The organism is Gemmatimonadota bacterium (assembly GCA_016712265.1).
Classification (GTDB): Bacteria; Gemmatimonadota; Gemmatimonadetes; order Gemmatimonadales; family Gemmatimonadaceae; genus RBC101.
Window position 1 is genome coordinate 418,541 of sequence record JADJRJ010000030.1, and the last position, 20,909, is coordinate 439,449.

The following is a 20,909-nucleotide window of genomic DNA, read 5'->3' on the forward strand; positions in this document are numbered from 1 at the left end:
TTCGCGCGGGTGCGATGCCATATTGGCGCCACATGCCAGCTCCCGCGAACCTCCTCAATGCGGCCGCCATCGCGCGCACCGTCCGGCGAATGGCCGAAGAAATCGTCGAGTTGTTCGACGGGACCGATGGGCTGATCCTCGTCGGAATCCAGCGCCGTGGGGTGCAGCTCGCGCAGCGGATTGCCGCCGTCATCGAAGCCACGGAGGGAGTGGCCGTCCCGCGCGGTGCCCTCGACATCACGCTATACCGGGATGACCTCCAGACGGTCGGGCCGCGTCCCCTCGTGGGCAAGACGGACCTGCCGTGGGCGATCGACGGCAAGCGGCTGGTGATTGTGGATGACGTGTTGCACACGGGGCGGACCATCCGTGCGGCGCTCGACGAACTGGCCGACTTTGGGCGCCCCGCCCGGATTGCGCTTGCCGTCCTGGTGGACCGCGGGGGTCGCGAGTTGCCCATCCATGCCGACGTGGTTGGGAAGACGGTCGAGCTGCCGCCCGAAGGGCGGGTGGACGTCCAGGTGCTCGACCTGGACGGGGTGGACGCCGTCCTGGTGAGCCGCGGGAGCGAGGGGTGAGCGCCGCAGCGATCGGCAAGGACCTCCTCGGCCTGGCGCATCTTTCGGCCGAGCAGATCACGCTGATCCTCGACACGGCGGTGCCTTTCAAGGAGATCAGCGAGCGCGCGATCAAGAAGGTCCCGACCCTGCGCGGGATGACGATCGTCAACCTGTTCTTCGAGGCATCGACGCGGACCCGCATTTCCTTCGAATTCGCGGAGAAGCGCCTGAGCGCCGACACGGTCAACGTCGCGGTGAGCGGGTCCAGCGTGTCGAAGGGCGAGACATTGGTGGACACCGCCCGAAATCTTGAGGCGATGAAGATCGACATGGTGGTGATCCGCCACCCGTCGTCGGGCGCGGCGCGGTTCCTCGCGGATCGTATCCAGTCGAACGTGATCAACGCCGGCGACGGCACGCACGAGCATCCGACCCAGGGGCTGCTGGACCTCCTCACCCTGCGCGAGCGATTCGGGAGCCTCACGGGGCTCCGCGTGTGCCTGTGCGGCGACGTCCTGCATTCGCGGGTGGCCCGCTCGAACCTGTGGGGGCTGCAGAAGCTGGGGGCCGAGGTGGGGGTGTGTGGTCCGCGATCGCTGCTTCCGAACGCCATCGACGAGCTGGGGGTGCGGGTCTTCTCGCGCATCGAGGAGGCCATCGAGTGGGCGCAGGCGCTCAACATCCTTCGCTTGCAGCTGGAACGGATGCAGGCCGGCTACATCCCGTCCCTGCGCGAGTACAACCGGGTGTTCGGTGTGACGCGGGAACGGCTCGACCGGGCGCCGCGCGACATCGTGATCATGCACCCGGGGCCGATGAACCGCGGGGTGGAGATCGACTCGGATGTGGCCGATGGGCCACACAGCGTGATCCTCGAGCAGGTGACCAACGGGGTGGCGGTTCGCATGGCGGTCCTTTACCTGCTGGCCGGGGGCCGGCCGGAATTGGCAGAGGCAGCCAAGGGGTAGTAGCAGCACGGCGGGATGCCGCACATGTGGGGATGGGCGGGGAGGCGGCACTGAATCTTTGACTTGACCTTCAACCGGCGCATGGCTGACACCTCTGCGACATCGCTCGTCCTGCTGCGCGGTGGGCGCGTGCTGGATCCTTCGACCGGCCTCGACGAGGTGGGCGACGTCTTGCTGCGGGACGGCAAGGTCGAGCACGCCGGCGCCCCGTTAGGCGAGGTGCGGCGCGACGGCGACCTGACCGAGGTGGACTGCCGCGGGTTGGTGGTCTCGCCCGGGTTTATCGATGTGCACTGCCACCTGCGTGAGCCCGGGCGCGAAGACGTGGAGACGATCGCCACGGGCGCGCGGGCCGCGGCGGCCGGCGGGTTCACAGCCGTGTGCGCCATGCCGAACACCGCCCCGGTGACGGACAACCAGGCAGCGGTGGGTTTCATCATCCGGCAGGCCCAACTCGCCCGTGCCGCGCGGGTCTATCCGATCGGGGCCATCTCCGTGGGCCAGCGAGGTGAAGCGCTGGCGGAGTTTGGTGAGATGATCGGGGCAGGGGCGGTCGCCGTCTCCGATGATGGAAAGCCAGTCGCCAGCGCCCAGCTCATGCGCACCGCGCTCGAGTACGCGCGAGCCTTCAATATTCCCGTCGCCGACCACTGCGAGGAACCCACGCTCGCGCATGGCGGCGCGATGAACGAAGGGATCGTGTCCGCGCGGCTGGGCCTCAAGGGGATTCCGGATGAGGCCGAAGAGATCATGGTCATCCGTGATATCCTCCTGTCGCGCCGGACCGGTGGCCATGTGCACCTCTGTCACATGTCGACCAAGGGGTCGGTGGAGCTGATCCGCTGGGGCAAGGAGCGGGGGATCCGGGTGACGGCCGAGGTGTGCCCGCACCACATCTCGCTGACGGAGGACGCTGTTGAAGGCTACAACACCAATGCGAAGATGAACCCTCCGCTCCGTACGGCAGCGGACGTCGCCGCCCTGCAGGAGGCGGTGAAGGATGGGACCATCGACCTGGTGGCGACCGACCACGCGCCGCACCACTATGACGAGAAGGAGCGCGAGTTTTCGGACGCCCCGAACGGCATTGTTGGGCTGGAGACCGCCCTCGCGGTCCTGGTGACGCATCTAGTCGCCCCAGGCATCATCAGCTACGCCACCCTCGTGGACCGGATGTCGTGTTCCCCGGCCCGCGTGTTCGGGCTGCAGGGAGGAACCTTGCGGAAGGGGAGTGTGGGAGATGTCACAGTCTTCGACCCCGCGGCGAGCTGGACCGTGGATCCGGCGTCGTTCCAGACCAAGGGGCGGAACAGCCCGTATTCCGGGATGACCCTGACCGGCCGCGCAAAGTGTACCGTCGTGGGTGGCCAGATCGTCTACCGACAGAATGCCTAGGGCGGAGGGTGGGCCGGTGAGCGGCGGGTTGGCGCTGCGGCGCGAGGTCGTGAAGGTCTGCCAGCGGCTGTACGAGCGCGGGTTGATCGCGGGACCGGACGGCAACGTCTCCGTGCGGATCGGTCCGAATCGACTGCTGGTCACGCCAGCCGGGATGTCGAAGGTGGACGCCACCGTCGATGACCTGGTCGAGATCTCCCTCGATGGCAAGCACCTCCGCGGCAGCCGTCGGGCCTCCTCCGAGATTCTCATGCACCTGCGCATCTACCAGCGTCGCCCGGATGTCCAGGCCGTGGTGCATGCGCACCCGCCGCTGGCCACCGGTTTTGCCGTGGCGGGTGAGTCGTTCTCGGCATGTGTCCTCCCGGAGATGATTTTCCAGGTGGGTTGGGTGCCCCTCGTCCCATATGCCACCCCCGGCACACCCGCCCTCGCTGACGCCTTTGACCCCTTCGTCGCGGACCACGACGCCTTTTTGATGGCGAACCACGGCGCCACGACGGTGGGACCAACGCTGACCATGGCTCACCAGCGCATGGAGAGCCTGGAGCACAGCGCTCGCATCCTGCTGACGGCACGTCAGTTGGGGCGGGTGAACACCCTGACCACCCCGCAGGTAGAAGCACTCGTGGACGCACGCCGGCGCGCTCTCCCCGACAGCCCGTTTTCGGGATGCGCTGTACCCTCCGACACACGGAGCACCGACCGCACATGACTGGATCGCCGGAAGGCACGATGGACGTTCTGCACCAGCTCCTCGCTGAGCGCACCCGCTACGAAACCTGGATCACCCAGCTCGAGGAGCGCCGCGCCACCGCTCCGGGCCACGTGCTTGAGCGAGTTCGCTCGGACTATGCCACCCGCCTGGATCAGGTCGTCACCCAGCTCCGAGGTCGCGCCGTTGAACTGGAGTCCACGGCCGCGACCCTGCGCTCACGTCTAGGCGCGCTGGCGACAGAGGAGGAGACACGGCGCGATGAACGCGCAGAGACCGAATTGCGCGCTGCCGTCGGCGAGTATTCCGAGGACGAAGCCCGCTCGACCTTTGAGCGTTGCGATGCTTCGATTTCCTCCCTCGTCGCCCAGCGGGACGCGCTCGGTGCGGAACTCGCGAAGCTCCAGGAGGTGCTGGTTCTGGTCGTCGCACGGGAACCGGAGCCGGTCGCACCGGAACCGGTCGCGCCCGAGCCAGAACCCGCCGCCGAGGCACCCCCGTCGGCCCTGGAGGTTTCACAGGTGACCGCGGTGATGTCCGAGCCGGATCCTGCCGGCGACGCTCCGGTGGCGGCCGCTGCCGAGCCCACGACCCCGTCCGCCGCGGCGGAGCTTGAGTTCTTGCGATCGCTGGTGAGCGCGCCGGCCCCGGAGCTGGGATCGCCTGATGGGCAGGAGTACGTGGCGCCTCCCGTCCTCGCGGCGCCCCGTCGTCAGCCGACCCCGCTCAGTGCCACGGCGATTCGGGATCCACTCCGCTCCGCGCTCGGTGAAACTGGGGCGGCGACGGCGTCCGCGATGAACTTCCTCAAGGAAGCACCGGCGGAGCAGGTGAAGACCCTCAAGTGTCAGGAGTGCAGCACGATGAACTACGCGACCGAGTGGTACTGCGAGCGCTGCGGCGGGGAGCTTGCCGCGATGTAAGGGGTCCGGGTCGCAGATCTCGGGGCCGCCCTCTGGAGGGGCGGCCCTTTTTTTCTTGGTCGGGGCCCAAGTCCCTTGGCGCCCCTCTGGTGGCACCCTGCGGCCGAACCGTGCGAATGCCGGAGGGGGAAAAGACAGAGGGCGAACCGCCGAAGCGGCCCGCCCTCTGCGACCTGGCAAATTCCTGGGAGGAGTTACTTGCCAGACTTTGCGATGCGGCTCTTGTGGCGCGCCGCGGCATTGCGGTGGATGAGCCCCTTGCGAGCGGCGCGATCGAGCAGCTGCACGGCAGTCTTTTGCTCGGCCGGAGTTCCACCGGGCGCCTTCTTGAGCGCGGTGCGGAGGGCGGACCGTTGCGCGCGGTTGCGAGCATTGGCCGCTCGCGACTTGCGCATGTTCTTTTCGCCGGAAGCGATATTCGGCACAGAATCCTCGAGAGACGTAATCTTGGGTCGGACAACTTGACCGCGGCCCACGGGGATGTCGGGACCGAACCGGTTGTAACGCGAACGGGAAAACGTAGGGTTGGCGGTGGTCCATGTCAAGCAACGACATGGTTTTGACTCCAGTTGGGGGGGCAGCTAGCTTGCCCCCTCACGCGACACCCAGCCCAGAGTATCGACATTGGACCGGCTCGAAGGGTTCCTTATCCAGCTGCCGGTCATCCTGTTCTCGATGGTCGCGCATGAGTACGCCCATGGCTACGCGGCGCTCCGTCAGGGGGACCCCACGGCGTACCAGCTCGGACGGCTGACCTGGAACCCGGCCAAGCACATCGACCCGCTGATGACGATCGTCATGCCGGTCCTGACGTACTTCTTTGGCAGCTTCATCTTTGGCGGGGCGAAGCCGGTGCCGGTCGTCCCACGGAATTACCGCAACTATCGTCGTGGCGACATCATCGTCTCGATGGCCGGGATTGTCGTGAACCTCGGCCTGTATGTCGTGGCGTCGATCCTGCTGTTGGTGTTTGGCCTGCTGGGGCGCGCGGTGCCCGCGCTCTCGGACACCTTCGCCATCCTGCAGGTCATGATGGTGATGGGCGTGCTGTTCAACCTCATGCTCGCCATGTTCAACCTGTTGCCGTTGCCTCCGCTGGACGGGTCGCACGTCATGAAGTACCTCCTGCCGCCCGCCTGGGCCCTGCGCTACCAGCAGTTCGGGATGTACGGCATTTTCGTCCTGCTCTTCCTGATGAGCACCGGGCTCGGCCGGGGGCTGCTCTCGACCTGGTTGTCGCCGGTGTATTGGATCGCCGACCGCACCTTCTCGCTGCTGCAACCGTACTTTCTGCAGAGCGACTTCACGCAGCGGTTCTTCGCCGGGTTCTTCCGATGACGCACGCCCCGCTGGATGACTCCACCTTCACGGTGGAACTTGGGGAATTCGCCGGTCCGCTGGACCTGCTGCTTTCGCTCATCAGGGACGAGAAGGTCGACATCTACGACATCCCGGTGTCGCGCATCGCCGACCAGTTCCTGGTGCGCATCCGGACGCTGGGGCTCGACCAGGCCGCCGATTACCTGGAGATGGCCGCGCGACTGCTGCGCATCAAGGCGCAGATGCTCCTGCCGCGCCACGAAAACGACGACGCCTGGGAAGATCCGCGAGCCGAATTGGTGCGCCGCCTGCTGGAGTACCAGCAGATGCGCGAGGTGGTGGACGTGCTGGAGCGCTACGCCGAGGACCGCCGGTCCCGCTTTGCGCGGTCGTACTTCCCACCGTCGAATGTTGAGGTGCCGCCGGCTCCGCTGGCCTTGTCGCTCGCGGAGTTGCTCTCCGCCGTCGACCGGGTGCTGCGGGCGGCGCGTGACCCCGTGCTGCACGATGTCGTGCCGCGCGCCCTGGATGTGGACGGAGCGATCGCGACGGTCCGCGGCGTACTTGAGCTGCGCGAACGAGCCCGCTGGCGCGACGTCGTGCGCCAGGGCGCAGAGCGCTGGGAAATCCTCTCCGCCCTGCTCGCCCTTCTTGAACTGGCCCGCCGGGGTGAGCTGCGGCTCGCCCAGGCATCTCCCTTTGCCAACGTACTGATCAGTCGTGAGTCCCCTAGCCAGGCTGCTTGAGGCGGCGCTCTTCTCGAGCGCACGTCCAGTCCCCGTGGAAGAACTCGCCGCCCTCGACCCCGAGGCGTCGCCCGCGGCTGTTCGCGCTGCCCTGGACGAGCTGCGCGAGAGTTATGACGTGAATGGACACGGCATCGAACTCGGTGAACTCGGCGAGGGATTTCAGATCCTCACCCGCCCGGAGTTTACGGAGGCCATCGAACGCGCCCAGCTCGCGGTCCGGCCCCATCGCCTGTCGGCGGCGTCGCTCGAAACCCTCGCGATCATCGCCTATCGTCAGCCCATCGGACGGGCGGAAATCGAGGAGATTCGGGGCGTCAACGTCGGCGGGGTCCTGAAGTCGCTCCACGAACGCGGCCTGATTGACATCGTGGGACGCGCCGAGGGACTGGGGCGGCCGCTGCTGTACGGCACGACCCCGCTGTTCCTCGAACACTTCGCCTTGCGTCATCTCGAGGAACTCCCGCGCGCCGACGAACTGGCGATCGCGCTCCGCGCCGAACCCCGGTCCATCTAGTGGAATCCATGCGCATCCAACGCGCCTTGGCGCGCGCTGGAGTCGCATCGCGCCGGGGAGCGGACGAACTCGTCGCCTCGGGTCGGGTGACCGTCAACGGGTCACCCGCACTCGTCGGACAGGTCGTGGACACCGACCGCGACACCGTCTGCGTTGACGGCCAACACGTGCAGCTGGCCACGCGCGGTCTGCCAACCTGGATCGTGGTGAACAAGCCCGTGGGCGTGGTGACCACCAAGAAGGATCCCGAAGGACGGAAGACGGTCTTCGACTTGATCCAGCCGGTGCCGGGGCTGTCCTATGTTGGACGCCTCGACTACCTCACCGAGGGGCTCGTCCTCCTTACCACCGACGGAGACGCCGCCCACACCCTCACGCACCCCAGCTCGGAAGTCGAGCGGGTGTATGTGGCGACGGTGACCGGGGCCGCACGCCGGGCCATGGAGCAGGCGCGCGAGGGAGTCGAACTCGACGACGGGATGGTGACCCCGGCGTGGGTCCAGGTGCGACCGTTGGGCGGACGACGCTGGGAGTTTGAGGTGGCCATTCGCGAGGGACGAAACCGCGAGGTGCGTCGCCTGTGCGCCGCGTTAGGCCTCAAGGTCGAACGGCTGGTGCGCACGCAGTTCGGCCCCATCCGGCTTGGGGCATTGCCCGTCGGCGCCTCGCGGCCGGTGACGTCGCGGGAGTTGCTCCTCCTGCAGGAGCACATCGGGGAGCCGATCGAGATGCCCAAGGAACCACGGCCCCCACGCCGGGGGTATGACCGCAGCCGCAAGAGGAGACGCGACGCGTGACGATGCCAGCCGTGAACAGCGCTGACATGGCGCTGGTGCAGGGAGTGACCCGCGAGGTGGGAAAGCGGGTGGTCGGGCAGGAATACATGGTGGAACGCCTGCTGATTGCCCTCCTCACCGGGGGGCACGTCCTGCTGGAAGGGGTTCCGGGGCTGGCAAAGACCCTGACCGTTCGGACGCTCGCAGAGACCATTCACACGACGTTCCAGCGCATCCAGTTCACTCCGGACCTGCTTCCGGCCGACGTGGTTGGCACCCAGATCTTCGACCAGTCTACCGGGTCGTTCTCGGTGAAGCGTGGACCGATCTTCGCGAATATTGTGCTCGCCGACGAAATCAACCGGGCACCAGCGAAGGTGCAGGCGGCGCTGCTCGAAGCCATGCAGGAAAAGCAGGTCACCCTCGGAGGGCAGACGTTCCGTCTGGAGGAGCCCTTCCTCGTCCTCGCCACGCAGAATCCGATTGAGCAGGAGGGCACGTACCCCCTGCCGGAGGCGCAGGTTGATCGCTTCATGCTCAAGCTGCGCGTCGGGTACCCGACGCGTGACGACGAAAAGGAGATCATGCGGCGCATGGCCAGCGGGTCCCCGATCCCGGTGAACGCCGTAGCCACCCCGGAAGGGATCCTCGGTGCGCGGCAACGGATCACCGAGTTGTACATGGACGAGCGGATCGTGGACTACATCGTGGATGTCGTCCACGCATCCCGCGTCCCCGCGGAGGCCGGGTTGAAGGAGTTGGCCCCGTTGATCGAGTTCGGGGCGTCACCCCGCGCCACGATCGCCCTCGCGCAGGCCTCCCGCGCGCACGCCTTCCTGCGCGGCCGGACCTACGTCACGCCGGACGACATCAAGGCCATCGCGCCCGACGTGCTGCGGCACCGCGTGCTCACGACCTACGAGGCGGAGGCCGAAGAGGTCACGAGCGACGACATCGTGCGGAAGATCCTCGACACCGTCGAAGCGCCGTGACCGGCGACGCCCATGCCCGTCCCCGCCTCGCCGTCGTCCTCCCGCGCCGCTGACGCGGCGCGCACGCGCCCGGGCCCGTCGGCGCGCCCGACGGCGTCGCCGATCGGCATCACCCCGGAGGTGTTGCGGCAGGTGAAGCTGATTGAGCTGCGCACCCGGAGGCTGGTCAATTCGCTCTTTTCGGGGGAGTATCGCTCGATCTTCAAGGGGCAGGGGATGGAGTTCGCAGAGGTGCGGGAATACCAGCCCGGCGACGAGGTGCGGTCGATCGACTGGAACGTCACGGCGCGCATGCGCCGGCCGTTCGTCAAGCGGTACATCGAGGAACGCGAGCTGACCCTGATGCTCGTGGTGGACCTGTCCGGCTCCGGACAGTTTGGCACCGTGAACCGCTTCAAGGTCGAGCTGGCCACCGAACTGGCGGCCGTGCTCACCATGAGCGCCGTGCGGAACAACGATCGCGTGGGCACGTTGCTCTTCACCGACCGGGTGGAGCACTTCGTCCCGCCCGGCAAGGGACGCCGGCACGCCCTGCGCATCCTCCGCGATATCTTCGTGCACCGGCCAACCGGCACGGGCACCAACATCGGCGCGGCCCTGGATCACCTGCGCAAGATGCTGTCCCAGCACGCCATCATCTTCCTCATCACCGATCTCGACGATCCCGCCATCGAGCGACCGCTCAAGCTGTTGAACCAGCGTCACGATGTGGTGGTGGCGCGGGTGGAGGATCCGGCGGAGCACGAACTGCCCGACGTCGGGCTGGCGACCCTGCGCGATCCCGAAACTGGGGCACTGGTGGCCGTCGATACCAGTCATCCGAAGGTGCGCGTCGCCTACGCGGGGATGATGGCCGAGCGGCGAGCCGCCAAGCGCGCCCTCCTGCGTCGACTCGCCATTGACGAGATTCCGGTCACCACCCAGGACTCCTTCATCGAACCGCTGATGCGGTTCTTCCGGGCGCGTGAGCGTCGGGTGGCTCGCGGATGAGGCCCCGGCTGCTCGCCGCGTGTTTGGTGACGGTCGCGCCCTTGGGGCCGGCGGTCGTCGCACAGGCGCCCTCGGGGATCCAGTTGGGCGTCGTGGTGTCGCCCGAGTCGGTGACCGTGGGCGACCCGTTCCGCGTGGTCATTCGCGTACGCGCCCCACGTGGGACTGTCCTGGATTTCCCGGACAGCCCGGACACGGCCTTCGCCGTGGAACCGCTGGATCGCGTGGTCCTCACCGACGGCGGCGACACCACGGCGGTCGAGATGAGCGCCACCTATCGATTGGCTGCATGGGACGTTGGCCGTCGCTCTCTGCGCTTTGAGGACATCCTGACAACCCGGGACGGGGAGACGCGACGCGTGCCCGTGGGACGCGACCTCGCGGTGTTCGTCGCGACCGTGCTCCCGGAGGACACGGCGCAGCGCGTGCCCAGGCCGCCGCGGCCGGTCTACGAGTTTGGGTTGCCGTGGTGGTGGTGGCTCGCGGTCGTTGCGAGCGCCCTCGCGCTGGGCGGCCTGTTCTGGTGGTGGTGGCGACGACGTCCGAAGGGTGCGGCGCCGGTGGTTGATCCCTTTGTGGTGGCGACCCGCGCCTTTGCGCGCGTGGATGCCCTGGGGTTGCTCGCGGCCGGTGAAACCGGACAGCACGTCACGTTGTGCACCGACATCCTGCGTGACTACCTCGCCGCAGCGCGTCCCGCGGCGCGCACCGCCCTGACGAGTGGAGAATTGTTGCACCGGCTGCGGGGGGATCACACCGTCCCGCTCACTCGACTGGCGCGGCTGCTGCACGACGCGGACCTCGTGAAGTTTGCCCGCCGCCGCATGTCGGCCCAGCTCGCCGTGGCGCATGCCACGGAGTGTCGCGGCGTCTGCCAGGACGTGCATGCCGCGAGCGACGCGGCGTCGTCAGTCCCGGAGGCGGCATGAGCGTACTTGGGTACGTCGATGCGCCGCTCCTGCTCGTCGTTGCCGCCGCGGTCACCCTGGCCATTGTCGCGCTGCTGATCGTGGGCCGCCGCCAGATGCTCCGTCGACTGGTGCGCCTTGCCGAGGCGCACCTTATCGAACGACTGGCGCCCGGGCTGGAGCCACAGTCGATGGCGCGCGTTGTGCGCCTCGCCCTCGCGGCGGTGCTGGCCGGTGTCGCCTTTGCCGGGCCGCGATGGGGTGAGGAAGCACAGGCGGTACGCGGCGAAGGAGTGGACGTTGTCCTGGCACTCGATGCGTCCCTGTCGATGCTGGCCACCGATGAATCGCCCAGTCGGCTGGCCCGGCTCAAGCAGGAGGTGCGCCGCTACCGGGACCTGGCGCGCGGGGATCGCGTGGCCCTGCTCGCCTTTGCCGGTCGAAGTTACATCTTGACTCCGCTCACGGTGGACGACGGGGCCATTGAGCTGTTTCTCGACAACCTCGATCCCTCCATCGTCGGCCAGGCCGGGAGCTCCCTCGCACGGACCATCGCGCAGGGGACCGACCTGCTGCTCGCCACGCGGACGTCGTCAGACCGCGCGCTGGTGATCATGTCCGACGGCGAGGCCTTCGAGCCGGCCGAGGAGGTTGCGGCCGCGGCTACGCGAGCTCGGGAGAACGGGATCGCGGTCGTTACGGTGGGATTCGGGACCGTCGAGGGAAGCCGGATCCCGATGGGTACCGGGACGAGCGGCACCGAATTCAAGCGAGACGAGAACGACCAGGAGGTCGTGACGCGGTACTCGCCGGAGACGTTGCGCCTGATTGCCGAGACGGCCCAGGGCACGTTCATCGCGGCGGAGGCGACGGACAAGGCGGCGCGTGTCCGGGCGGCGCTGCAGGGCCTGCGGCGGACGACGCGTGCGCTGGCGTCCGGGATGAGCCGAAAGGCTCGCTTCCAATGGTTTGTCTTTCCCGCGCTCCTCCTCCTGCTCCTCGATACCTGGCTGCTATCCCGTCGGTCGGGGCGTCGGGCGGCGCTGCTGGTGGCGACGCCCCTCGCCATGGCGGGCTGTGCCTTGCCGGGGGCGGCGGCGCGTGACGGGGCTCGCGCCTTCGCCCTTGGGCGACATGCCGAAGCCGCCGCGGCGTATCGGCGCGCCATCGTCGCGGGAGACGTGCGACCGGAACTCTCGTACAACCTGGGGACCGCCCTGGTGGCCGGCGACTCGGTCGAGTCCGGGCTCCAGCGGCTCGAGCCGCTCCGGCGCGCGTCCAACGAGGAACTGCGCTTTCGCACGTTGTTCAACATCGGGTTCGGCCACCTGCAGCGTGGCCTGGCGGCTGAGGCAGAAGGGGACACCGCGGCGCGTGCGGCATTCAGCGCCGCGGTCGACGCGTACAAGCAGGCGCTGCTGTTGCAGCACACCAACCCGGACGCCAAGTGGAACTACGAACTCGCGCTCCGGAAGGAAGAGGAGAGCGGCGGTGGAGGTGGAGGCGGTGGGGGAGGGGGTGGTGGGAACAGCTCCGCCAACGACCGCAACGAGAGCGACCAGGATTCGCCGCAATCGCGGGAACAGAGTGGGGGACTCGGCCAGCAACAGGCCGAGCAGCTCCTGGACGCTGCGGCCCGCGAGGAGCGTGGCGTCCAAGGGCGAAAACAGAAGGACAGCCGCCCGAAGCCACCGCCCGGTGGCAAGGACTGGTGATGCGCAGACACCTGGCGGTGTTGGCGCTCGCCTGGTGCACGCCGGCGGTGCTGTGCCCGCAGGCACCGGCCCGGGGAACGCCGGAGATCGTGGCGGCCGCCACGGTCGACCCGGCTCGCGAGATCAACTTCGCGTCCGGGGTCTGGCCCGGTCGGGTGTACGCTGGACAACAGGCCACGTACCAGATCGGCATTTTCCTGTCCGAGTCGATGCGGAGCCGCCTGCGGAGCAATCCGCAGTTTGTGCCTCCGGACGTGCGATCGGTCATTGCCTATGACCTGCCGTTGCCCGGGCGGTTGTTCTCCCGGAGTGCCGGTGACCGGGTGTGGGATGTGCACGTATACTCGCGCGCCCTGTTTCCGGTGGCCCCCGGAACGATCGACATTGCCCCAGCACGACTCAACTGGCTCGTCCCCCTCTCCAACTCGATCTTCGCCCGCGAGGAGTCGCATAGCGCGACTTCGTCCACCCACCGACTACAGGTGAGTCCGCCACCCACGGCCGGCCGCCCGACGGGGTATGCGGGCGCCGTCGGCCAACTGGGAATAACATCGCGCGTGGACGCGTCCGCCAAGCGCGTCGGTAACCCATTTGTGCTGACCGTCACCGTCAGCGGCACGGGGAACGTCGGACTGTTTCCGCGCCCCGATGTCGGGATCCCCTGGGCCCACGTGGTGGCCGGACCTGAGCGGGTGCGGGTTGACTCAAGCAGTGCCTTGATCCGCGGCGACAAGGCCTTCGAGTGGGTGGTCACGCCGCGGGTCATCGGTCGCCAGGACGTGCCGGAGATTCGATACCCGTACTTCAACCCGTATACGGAGCAGTACGAGGTCGGCGTCATCTCTCCGCTCTCGCTCACGGTCGCCGACGGCGGGCTGGTGGTCGCGACGGAGGAGGAGCGAGCGGTTGCTCCCCGGTACACCGTCCGCCGCACTTGGCGGGGCGACGTTGGCGTTCCGTGGCCCGCGAGCTCGTGGTATTGGTTCGGGGTGCTTGTCGTGCCAGTGCCCGCCCTGTTCCTGCGGTGGCGGCGTCGTCCCAGCCCGGTGCGCGCGCTCCTGCCCTTGGACCGATTGCAGCGTTGGGCGTCTCTCGCCGTCCCGGACCCTGTTGAGGTGCGACGCACCTTCCGCGACGTGCTGGCGGCGCGCGTGCCGTCGGCGGCGCTCTCCCTCACGCAACGGCGGACGCTCGAGCGTACGTTGCGCCGGGCGGGGGTCACGGCGTCCACCGCGCGGGACGTCTCCGTCCTGCTGGATGAACTCGACGCGTCGCTCTACAGCGGAAATGCGCTGCGCCGCGCGGACGTGGCGCAACGCGCCCTCGACCTGTGCCAGCGCGTGGACCATGAGGCGGTGCCGCACGCGGCTGTGTCCCGCCGCGTTGCCCGCCGTGCGCTCGGCGTCGTGATGGTGCTCGGCGCGGGACTGGCGAGCGCACGCGACGCAGACCCGGATGCCGCGGTGTTTCGCGCGGCCCTCGCGCGGTGGGACGCGGGCGATGTGCCCGCCGCCAGGGCCGGATTTCTCGACGTGGCGCAACGGCGCCCACGATCGGCAGACGCCTGGATGAACACCGGCACGGCGGCGTGGGTGCTCGGCGACACCGCACAGGCGGTGGTCGGATGGCAACGCGCGCTGCGCCTCGAACCCATGGCCGACGACGCCCGGACGCGCCTCGTCCTCACACCCTCCTTTCGCGATGGACTCCTCGGCGACATCCCCCCCGTCCCGACGAGCGCGCTGGCGATGATCGGGCTCGGGATGTGGGCCGTGGCATGGTGGCGACCAGGGCGGACGAACAGCCGATGGCTCGCCGCGGCGATCGTGGTCGGTGGCGCCGCTGTTGCGCTCCGGGAACAGCAGGTCGGTCGCAGGCAGTTGGTGATCGCAGCCGATGAGCCCCTGCGCGACCTTCCGGCAGTGTCCGGCGCCCCAGGGGCACGGGTGACCATGGGGGAGACGGCCCGGCTCGTGTCGCAACAGGGCAACTGGTCGCGCATCCGCCTGGCTGATGGCCGCGAAGGGTGGATCGAGGCGTCGCAGACCCACGGGCTCGAGGTGCCGGGACGGGTCGTTCGGGCGCGCGTGAACTGAGCGGGTGAACCAGTAGATTTCGCGCTGCGCCCTTTCCCTGCGAGTTCGCTGTGCCCCGCATTGCCATCCTCCCGTCCACTGTTGCCGACCAAATCGCCGCCGGCGAGGTGGTCGAGCGGCCGGCGTCGGCGGTCAAGGAACTTGTCGAGAACGCCCTGGATGCCGGGGCCACGTCCATTGAGGTGGAGGTGGAGGACGGTGGGCGCGGCCTCATTCGCGTGGTGGATGACGGGAGCGGCATGGACGGTGACGATGCCGCGCTTGCGCTCGCCCGGCATGCGACGTCAAAGATCCGCAGCGCGGCCGACCTGGTCGGCGTGGCCAGCTATGGCTTTCGCGGCGAGGCGTTGCCCGCCATCGCCTCGGTGTCGCGGCTGGACCTGCTGACCGCCGTGACTGATGGTGAGGGGATCCTGCTGCGTTCGGAGGGTGGTGTGGTGCTTGGTGCCGAAGCGGCCACGCGGCGGCGCGGCACCACGGTGTCGGTCGCACAGTTGTTCTACAATACGCCGGCACGCCGCAAGTTCCTCCGCAGCGCGCGATCGGAGTGGCGTGCCATCGCCGACACGCTGGTGAGTGTTGGGCTCACCCGCCGCGACGTGCGACTGCGCGTGACCTCGGATGGTCGGGAGGCGCTGGTCCTGTCCCCGGTGCAGACCCTGCGTGAGCGCGTGGCCGGCATCTGGGGCGCTGACTATGCCGCGCGGTTCCTCGATGTCGAGGGGGTGGCGGGAACCGTCCACGTGTCCGGTCTCGCTGAGCGACCGGGCGACGTCGGGACGGGATCGCGCCGTGCGTTCCTCCTGGTGAACGGTCGGCCGGTGCGGGAACATGGGGTGGCGCGTGCGGTGGAGGCCGCGTATCGGTCGACCCTGCCTTCGGGGTTGCGGCCGTCGTTCCTGCTCGAGGTCACGGTCCCCGCCGACGACGTGGACGTGAATGTGCATCCGGCCAAGGCCGAAGTGCGCTTCACGAACAAGTGGGCCGTGGATCGTGCTATCGAGGCGATCGTGCAGCGCGCGTTAGGCACGGCGGATGCCGTGCCGTGGGTCGGGCGATCGTGGAGCCCAGGGCTGGGGGGCAGCGGGGGCGGGGGGGTGCCGGAGCCCACCCATCCCCCGGTCGCTGCGACCCAGGTGCCGATGCGTGAGGGGTTGTTTGCCGTCGACCTGGGCTCCGCCGAGGGCACGGATGCCGCGGATTCGCCGCCTCTTGCGATTGAGGTGCCGGAGCTCGTCCAGCTGCGTCGGACGTACCTCATGTACGAACACGAGGACGGCGTGATCCTCATCGACCAGCACTCGGCGCATGAGCGCATCCTCTACGAGCGATTCCTCACCGCGCTCGAACGCGGAGACGCGCCGTCGCAACGCCTGTTGTTTCCCGAGACCCTGCACCTGTCCCCGGACGACGCGGATGCCTGGGAGTCCCACGCCCCGGCGTTCCGAAAGCTGGGCTATGAGATCGAGGGGTTTGGTGGGCACTCGCTGGTGGTGCATGCTGTCCCCGTGCCACATCCCCGGTTCGATGCTTTGCGCTGTTTGCGTGAATCCCTCGCGGCGTTGTCCGGAGGCCGTCAAGCGGCGACCCACGCGGCCCACGAACATCTGGCGGCGACCGTGGCCTGCAAGGCCGCGGTGAAGGCGGGTGATGTGCTGTCTCGCGACGAACGGGCTGCGCTGTTCCGGCAGTTGTCCGCCACGACGCTCGCGGCGCACGACGTCCACGGGCGGGCGACCATTGTCCGGTTGTCCTGGGATGAAGTGGAGCGGCGTTTTGGGCGTCGTTAGGCTCCCGGTGGTCGTCGGCCCCACCGCCGCCGGCAAGTCTGCCCTGGTCATGGACGTCGCGACCTCACTGTCCGTGACGCTCGTGTCGGCCGACTCACGCCAACTCTACGCCGGGTTCGACATCGGGACGGCCAAGCCCACGGCCGCAGAGCGTCAGCGCGTGCCACACGTGGGGATCGACGTCGCCGAGCCTGGCGATCGGTGGAACGCGGCGCGCTGGGCCGACGATGCCAGCCGGGGGATCGAGGCTGCGCTCGCCGCCTCACGCCTGCCGGTCGTGATCGGCGGGACCGGATTGTACGTTCGCGCGTTGTTTGCGCCCTTGTTCGACGAACCGCCGCTCGACCCGGTGGCGCGCGACGCCCTTGGGGCGGAACTTGAGGGGCTTCCCATCGAGGCGCTCCGGGCGCGGGTCGCGCAGCTGGACCCGGAACGTGCGCACCTCGGCCGCACGCAACTGCTCCGGAGCATCGAGGTGGCCACCTTGACCGGAACGCCTCTCTCTGCGTGGCATCGGGACAGGGCTCGCGTGCCCCGCTATCACCCGGTCTACCTGGTGGTGGACCGAGGGGTGGAACTCGCGAATCGGATCGCGCGCCGCGTTGACGCGATGTTCGACGCGGGATGGCTCGACGAGGTCCGGGGCCTCCGTGACCGGATCCCCGACGCAGCTCCGGCATGGAACGCCACGGGGTATCGCGAGGTCCGTGACGTTGTCGAGGGAGTGCGGGGGTTGGACGCGGTCCGCCAGGAGGTCATCATCCGCACACGCCAATATGCCAAGCGGCAGCGGACCTGGTTCCGGCACCAGCTACCGGCGTTGGACGTCACGCGCGTGGATCTCGAGACGTTTGAAGGGCGCGAGGTGGTGGCGACCTGGTGGCACCAGTGGCAGGAGGAGACGTGAGGATCGGCATTACGTGTTATCCGACATACGGCGGCTCCGGCGCGATGGCGACCGAGCTGGGCATGGCGCTCGCCCAGCGGGGCCACGAGGTTCACTTCATCACGTACCAGCAGCCGTTCCGCCTGCCGGCGTTCATGCCGGGGGTCTTTTTTCACGAGGTGGATGTCGGCCGGTATCCCCTGTTCGAGTATCCGCCCTACGACCTCGCCCTCGCCGTGCGGATGCACGAGGTCGTGCGATCCCACGAGCTGGACCTGCTCCACGTGCACTACGCCATTCCACACGCCACCTCCGCCTGGATCGCGAAGGAGATGCTGCGGGCGAACGGCCATGATGTGGTGGTGGTGACCACCCTGCACGGCACCGACATTACCATCGTCGGTCAGGATCGGTCGTTCCACGCGATCATCAAGTTCTCGATCGAACGCTCCGACCGCATCACGGCGGTCTCGCAGTACTTGCGGGATGAGACGTTTTTTGCCTTTGGCTGCGCTGGCTGTGATGTGCAGGTGATCCACAACTTCATCGACCCCGCGGTCTACGACCGGTCGCGCTACAGTCCGCTGCTGCGCGACCGTCTCGGCGGCCGACGCGTCCTGATGCACATTTCCAACTTTCGCGCGGTGAAGCGCGTCCGTGATGTGGTGCGGACGTTCGCCCGGGTGCACGCGGCGATCGACGCGGCGTTGGTGATGGTGGGGGACGGTCCGGAGCGCGGAGAGGCGGAAGATGAGGCGCGCCTGCTGGGGGTCGCGGACCATGTGCACTTCCTGGGAAAGATCGAATCCGTGGCGCCGCTGCTGGCAAGCGCCGATCTCTTTCTGTTGCCCTCCGAGAAGGAGTCGTTCGGGCTGAGTGCGCTCGAGGCGCTGGCCTCCGGCGTCCCCGTGATCGGGTGTTCGGCGGGTGGCCTCCCGGAGGTGGTGCGCCACGGCGAGACCGGGGTGTTATGCGACGTTGGAGACGTGGAAGGGATGGCCGCCGGCGCCATTGAACTCCTGCGCGACGAGAAGCGGTGGCACGCCGCATCGGTGCGTGCCGCCCAGGATGCACGCGAGCGTTTTTCCCAGGATGCCATCGTGGCTCAATACGAGGCGCTCTATGTCGACGCGGTGGAGCGCTCGCGCCCGCCGCGCATCCTCCCCGGGAGCACCACGTGACCGTCTGGCAAGCCCTCGTCCTCGGTCTGGTGCAGGGACTGGCGGAATTCCTTCCGGTCAGTTCGAGCGCACATCTCGCATTGGTCCCCTGGCTCATGGGGTGGCAGGATCCGGGATTGGCGTTTGACGTCGCGCTCCATCTGGGGACGCTGGTGGCCCTGGCCTGGTATTTTCGCCGGGAATGGGGGGCCCTGACCCTCGCCGGGTTGCGCGTCGTGCGGCGCGGCCGGGTAGAAGACGATGCCGAGCGTCGCGCGATGTTTGTCCTGCTCGCGACGATCCCTGCAGGAATCGCTGGCTTGGCGTTAGGCGACCTCGCGGAGCATGCGCTGCGACATCCGGTGTCGATCGCCATCGCCCTCATGGTCCTGGGCACCCTGCTGTGGTGGGCCGACCGCTCGATTCGCTCGGCGCGCCCGCTCAAGGAGATGACGTGGCGCGATGCCGCGTTGGTGGGACTGGCACAGGCGTGTGCCCTCATCCCCGGTGTCTCGCGCTCAGGGAGCACCATCACGGCGGCGCGCGCCCTCGGATTCGATCGATCGAGCGCCGCGACCTTCTCGTTCCTGCTCAGCTTTCCGATCACCCTGGCCGCGGTGGCGCACAAGGCACCAGAGGCGATGGTAAATGGTGTCACGGCGCCGCTCGTCGTTGGCGTGTTGGCGGCGGCCGTGTCGAGCGGGGTCGCCATCGCCGTGTTGCTACGGTACGTGAGCAAGCGGAGCTACGGTGTGTTTGCCGTGTATCGGTGGGTGGCGGGTCTCTTCGTCCTGGTGCTCTGGTGGATGCGTCGTTAGGTCGTGTGCCCGCGGGTCACTACGATGGGGCATCTGCGGGAGAGATCGCCGCGCGATGCCACCTGCCGGGGGTACGCTTGTTTGCGGAAATTGGCAGCACCATGGACGTGGCCCACGAACTCGCCGCCGAGGGAGCCGCGGCCGGGACGCTGGTGATCGCCGAGCAACAGGTCCATGGTCGCGGGCGGGGCGGCCACGGATGGGTGAGCGCGCCAGGGGGGACCATTGCCATGAGCCTCATCGAACGACCAACGGATCCGGTGGCGATTGGAGTGCTGAGTCTCCGGTTGGGGCTCCAGGCCGTTCAGGCGTTATCCCCGTTGGCTACGGAGCTGCGGGTGAAGTGGCCTAATGACCTGATGCGTTCGCGAGCCAAGGTGGGTGGGATCCTCGTCGAGGCGCGGTGGCGTGGGGCAACCCCCGATTGGGTCGTCATCGGGCTCGGGCTGAACGTGAGGGAGGGGCCGTGGCCGGGATCAGCGTCGCTCGATTTCGCCGGGTCACGGGTGGACATTCTGGAAGTGCTGCTTCCCGCCTTTCGGGCCGCAGCGGCCGCCAGCGGTGGGCTGACCGAGGCGGAACGGAGCGACTGGCGACGGCGTGATTGGGCGGCGGGGCGGGCCGTCGTGATGCCGGCGCGTGGGGTGGTTCGCGGGGTGGATGAAGATGGGAGCCTGGTCGTGGACGGCGCCGCAGGTCCCATTCGTTGCATGTCGGGTTCACTCGTGCTTGCCGAGGAGTCAGGAGATGCTACTCGTATTTGATGTGGGGAACACGGAAACGACCGTCGGCCTGTTCGACGGCGAGGTGTTGCACGCGTCCTGGCGCATGGGCACCGATCCTGCACGGACCCCGGATGAGGTGGCCAGCACGTTGTTGGCCCTCTTGCAGCTCCGGGGGCTGGATCGCGGCGCGGTCTCCGCGGCAGCCGTCGGGTCCGTAGTCCCGGCGATGAACGACACGCTCGCGGGCGGAATCGGCGTGCTCGCAGGTTGCTCGCCGCTGTTCGTCGATGCGCGCTCCCCGCTCCCCATTACCCTGGATGTGCTCGAGCCACTGACGGTGGGTGCGGATCGGATCATCAATACGCTCGCCGCGGCGAGGCTATTTGCGTCGGACACCATTGTCGTCGATCTGGGTACCGCGACCACCTATGACTGCATCACCCGCGACGCGGTATTCCTTGGCGGGGTGATTGCCCCCGGGATCCGGACATCCGCGGAAACCCTCTTCCGTCGCACCTCCAAGCTGCCGGCGACCGAACTCGTCCCGCCCACCAGCGTTATTGGCCGCCGCACCGAGGAGTGCATCCGGAGCGGCGTGGTTTTCGGTGCAGCCGAGGCGCTCGACGGGATTGTCCGCCGGATCAAGGCGGAATGGCCGACCGGGCGTGTCCCGCTGGTCGTTGCGACCGGTGGATTGGCCCCCATGATCGCTCCGATCACGTCCTCAGTGGATCGGGTGGAACCCCACCTCACCCTGATCGGGCTGCGACTGGCCCACGAGCTGCTGACCGCCTGAGGTGCCGCGGCCTCCCTCCGGTTTGACGGGGAGGACGGGGTCGAGTAGACTTCTCGTTAGCACTCGAACAGGACGAGTGCTAATCTCATCATTTCAATCCCAGAAGGAGGGAC

The 20,909-nt window shown here is 68.2% G+C and carries 21 protein-coding genes; 20 read left to right on the top strand and 1 reads right to left on the bottom strand.

Annotation, left to right across the window (positions count from 1 at the left end; genetic code table 11):
• Nucleotides 1-32 precede the first annotated feature (32 nt).
• The 5 genes from pyrR to IPK85_17160 all read left to right on the top strand — a co-directional run bounded on the left by pyrR (nucleotide 33) and on the right by IPK85_17160 (nucleotide 4,561).
• On the top strand, nucleotides 33-578 hold the full coding sequence (gene pyrR / locus IPK85_17140; protein MBK8249103.1) for a bifunctional pyr operon transcriptional regulator/uracil phosphoribosyltransferase PyrR: 546 nt from the start codon (nucleotides 33-35) through the stop codon (nucleotides 576-578).
• On the top strand, nucleotides 575-1,528 hold the full coding sequence (locus IPK85_17145) for an aspartate carbamoyltransferase catalytic subunit (GenBank protein MBK8249104.1): 954 nt from the start codon (nucleotides 575-577) through the stop codon (nucleotides 1,526-1,528). Before pyrR ends, IPK85_17145 begins: the two co-directional genes overlap by 4 nt.
• Before the next feature lie 81 nt (nucleotides 1,529-1,609).
• Entirely contained in the window at nucleotides 1,610-2,923 is a 1,314-nt protein-coding gene (locus IPK85_17150) for a dihydroorotase (GenBank protein MBK8249105.1), read from the top strand.
• Nucleotides 2,916-3,638, top strand: coding sequence for a class II aldolase/adducin family protein (locus IPK85_17155; protein MBK8249106.1), 723 nt, complete (start codon nucleotides 2,916-2,918; stop codon nucleotides 3,636-3,638). Before IPK85_17150 ends, IPK85_17155 begins: the two co-directional genes overlap by 8 nt.
• Complete coding sequence (locus IPK85_17160) at nucleotides 3,635-4,561, top strand: hypothetical protein (GenBank protein MBK8249107.1); 927 nt, start codon at nucleotides 3,635-3,637, stop codon at nucleotides 4,559-4,561. Before IPK85_17155 ends, IPK85_17160 begins: the two co-directional genes overlap by 4 nt.
• Nucleotides 4,562-4,755: 194 nt before the next feature.
• Here the strand turns inward: IPK85_17160 and IPK85_17165 are convergent, their stop codons facing one another.
• A complete protein-coding gene (locus IPK85_17165) occupies nucleotides 4,756-4,986 on the bottom strand; it encodes a 30S ribosomal protein S20 (GenBank protein ID MBK8249108.1) in 231 nt (76 codons plus the stop codon).
• A gap of 199 nt (nucleotides 4,987-5,185) precedes the next feature.
• Between IPK85_17165 and IPK85_17170 the strand changes: the two genes are divergently transcribed.
• The 15 genes from IPK85_17170 (at nucleotide 5,186) to IPK85_17240 (ending at nucleotide 20,796) form a co-directional block, all read left to right on the top strand.
• Nucleotides 5,186-5,899, top strand: a complete 714-nt coding sequence (locus IPK85_17170) for a site-2 protease family protein (GenBank protein ID MBK8249109.1) — start codon at nucleotides 5,186-5,188, stop codon at nucleotides 5,897-5,899.
• Nucleotides 5,896-6,627: a segregation/condensation protein A gene (locus tag IPK85_17175; GenBank protein ID MBK8249110.1), complete on the top strand. Its 732-nt coding sequence runs from the start codon at nucleotides 5,896-5,898 to the stop codon at nucleotides 6,625-6,627. The genes IPK85_17170 and IPK85_17175 overlap by 4 nt, the downstream gene beginning before the upstream one ends.
• Nucleotides 6,602-7,144, top strand: coding sequence for an SMC-Scp complex subunit ScpB (gene scpB / locus IPK85_17180; protein ID MBK8249111.1), 543 nt, complete (start codon nucleotides 6,602-6,604; stop codon nucleotides 7,142-7,144). Before IPK85_17175 ends, scpB begins: the two co-directional genes overlap by 26 nt.
• Before the next feature lie 8 nt (nucleotides 7,145-7,152).
• A complete protein-coding gene (locus tag IPK85_17185) occupies nucleotides 7,153-7,941 on the top strand; it encodes an rRNA pseudouridine synthase (protein MBK8249112.1) in 789 nt (262 codons plus the stop codon).
• 2 nt (nucleotides 7,942-7,943) lie between these two features.
• The gene (locus tag IPK85_17190; protein MBK8249113.1) at nucleotides 7,944-8,912 is read left to right on the top strand and encodes a MoxR family ATPase; all 969 of its coding nucleotides are present in this window, start codon (nucleotides 7,944-7,946) and stop codon (nucleotides 8,910-8,912) included.
• 12 nt (nucleotides 8,913-8,924) lie between these two features.
• Nucleotides 8,925-9,902: a DUF58 domain-containing protein gene (locus tag IPK85_17195; GenBank protein MBK8249114.1), complete on the top strand. Its 978-nt coding sequence runs from the start codon at nucleotides 8,925-8,927 to the stop codon at nucleotides 9,900-9,902.
• On the top strand, nucleotides 9,899-10,831 hold the full coding sequence (locus tag IPK85_17200; GenBank protein ID MBK8249115.1) for a hypothetical protein: 933 nt from the start codon (nucleotides 9,899-9,901) through the stop codon (nucleotides 10,829-10,831). The genes IPK85_17195 and IPK85_17200 overlap by 4 nt, the downstream gene beginning before the upstream one ends.
• On the top strand, nucleotides 10,828-12,525 hold the full coding sequence (locus IPK85_17205) for a VWA domain-containing protein (GenBank protein MBK8249116.1): 1,698 nt from the start codon (nucleotides 10,828-10,830) through the stop codon (nucleotides 12,523-12,525). Before IPK85_17200 ends, IPK85_17205 begins: the two co-directional genes overlap by 4 nt.
• Nucleotides 12,525-14,621, top strand: coding sequence for a BatD family protein (locus IPK85_17210; protein MBK8249117.1), 2,097 nt, complete (start codon nucleotides 12,525-12,527; stop codon nucleotides 14,619-14,621). Before IPK85_17205 ends, IPK85_17210 begins: the two co-directional genes overlap by 1 nt.
• A 50-nt stretch (nucleotides 14,622-14,671) precedes the next feature.
• On the top strand, nucleotides 14,672-16,411 hold the full coding sequence (gene mutL / locus IPK85_17215; protein MBK8249118.1) for a DNA mismatch repair endonuclease MutL: 1,740 nt from the start codon (nucleotides 14,672-14,674) through the stop codon (nucleotides 16,409-16,411).
• Entirely contained in the window at nucleotides 16,380-17,318 is a 939-nt protein-coding gene (gene miaA, locus IPK85_17220) for a tRNA (adenosine(37)-N6)-dimethylallyltransferase MiaA (GenBank protein MBK8249119.1), read from the top strand. Before mutL ends, miaA begins: the two co-directional genes overlap by 32 nt.
• Complete coding sequence (bshA, locus tag IPK85_17225; GenBank protein ID MBK8249120.1) at nucleotides 17,315-18,478, top strand: N-acetyl-alpha-D-glucosaminyl L-malate synthase BshA; 1,164 nt, start codon at nucleotides 17,315-17,317, stop codon at nucleotides 18,476-18,478. Before miaA ends, bshA begins: the two co-directional genes overlap by 4 nt.
• Nucleotides 18,475-19,275, top strand: a complete 801-nt coding sequence (gene uppP, locus IPK85_17230; protein ID MBK8249121.1) for an undecaprenyl-diphosphatase UppP — start codon at nucleotides 18,475-18,477, stop codon at nucleotides 19,273-19,275. Before bshA ends, uppP begins: the two co-directional genes overlap by 4 nt.
• Before the next feature lie 77 nt (nucleotides 19,276-19,352).
• Complete coding sequence (locus IPK85_17235) at nucleotides 19,353-20,039, top strand: biotin--[acetyl-CoA-carboxylase] ligase (GenBank protein ID MBK8249122.1); 687 nt, start codon at nucleotides 19,353-19,355, stop codon at nucleotides 20,037-20,039.
• On the top strand, nucleotides 20,023-20,796 hold the full coding sequence (locus IPK85_17240; GenBank protein MBK8249123.1) for a type III pantothenate kinase: 774 nt from the start codon (nucleotides 20,023-20,025) through the stop codon (nucleotides 20,794-20,796). The genes IPK85_17235 and IPK85_17240 overlap by 17 nt, the downstream gene beginning before the upstream one ends.
• The last annotated feature ends 113 nt before the right edge of the window (nucleotides 20,797-20,909 follow it).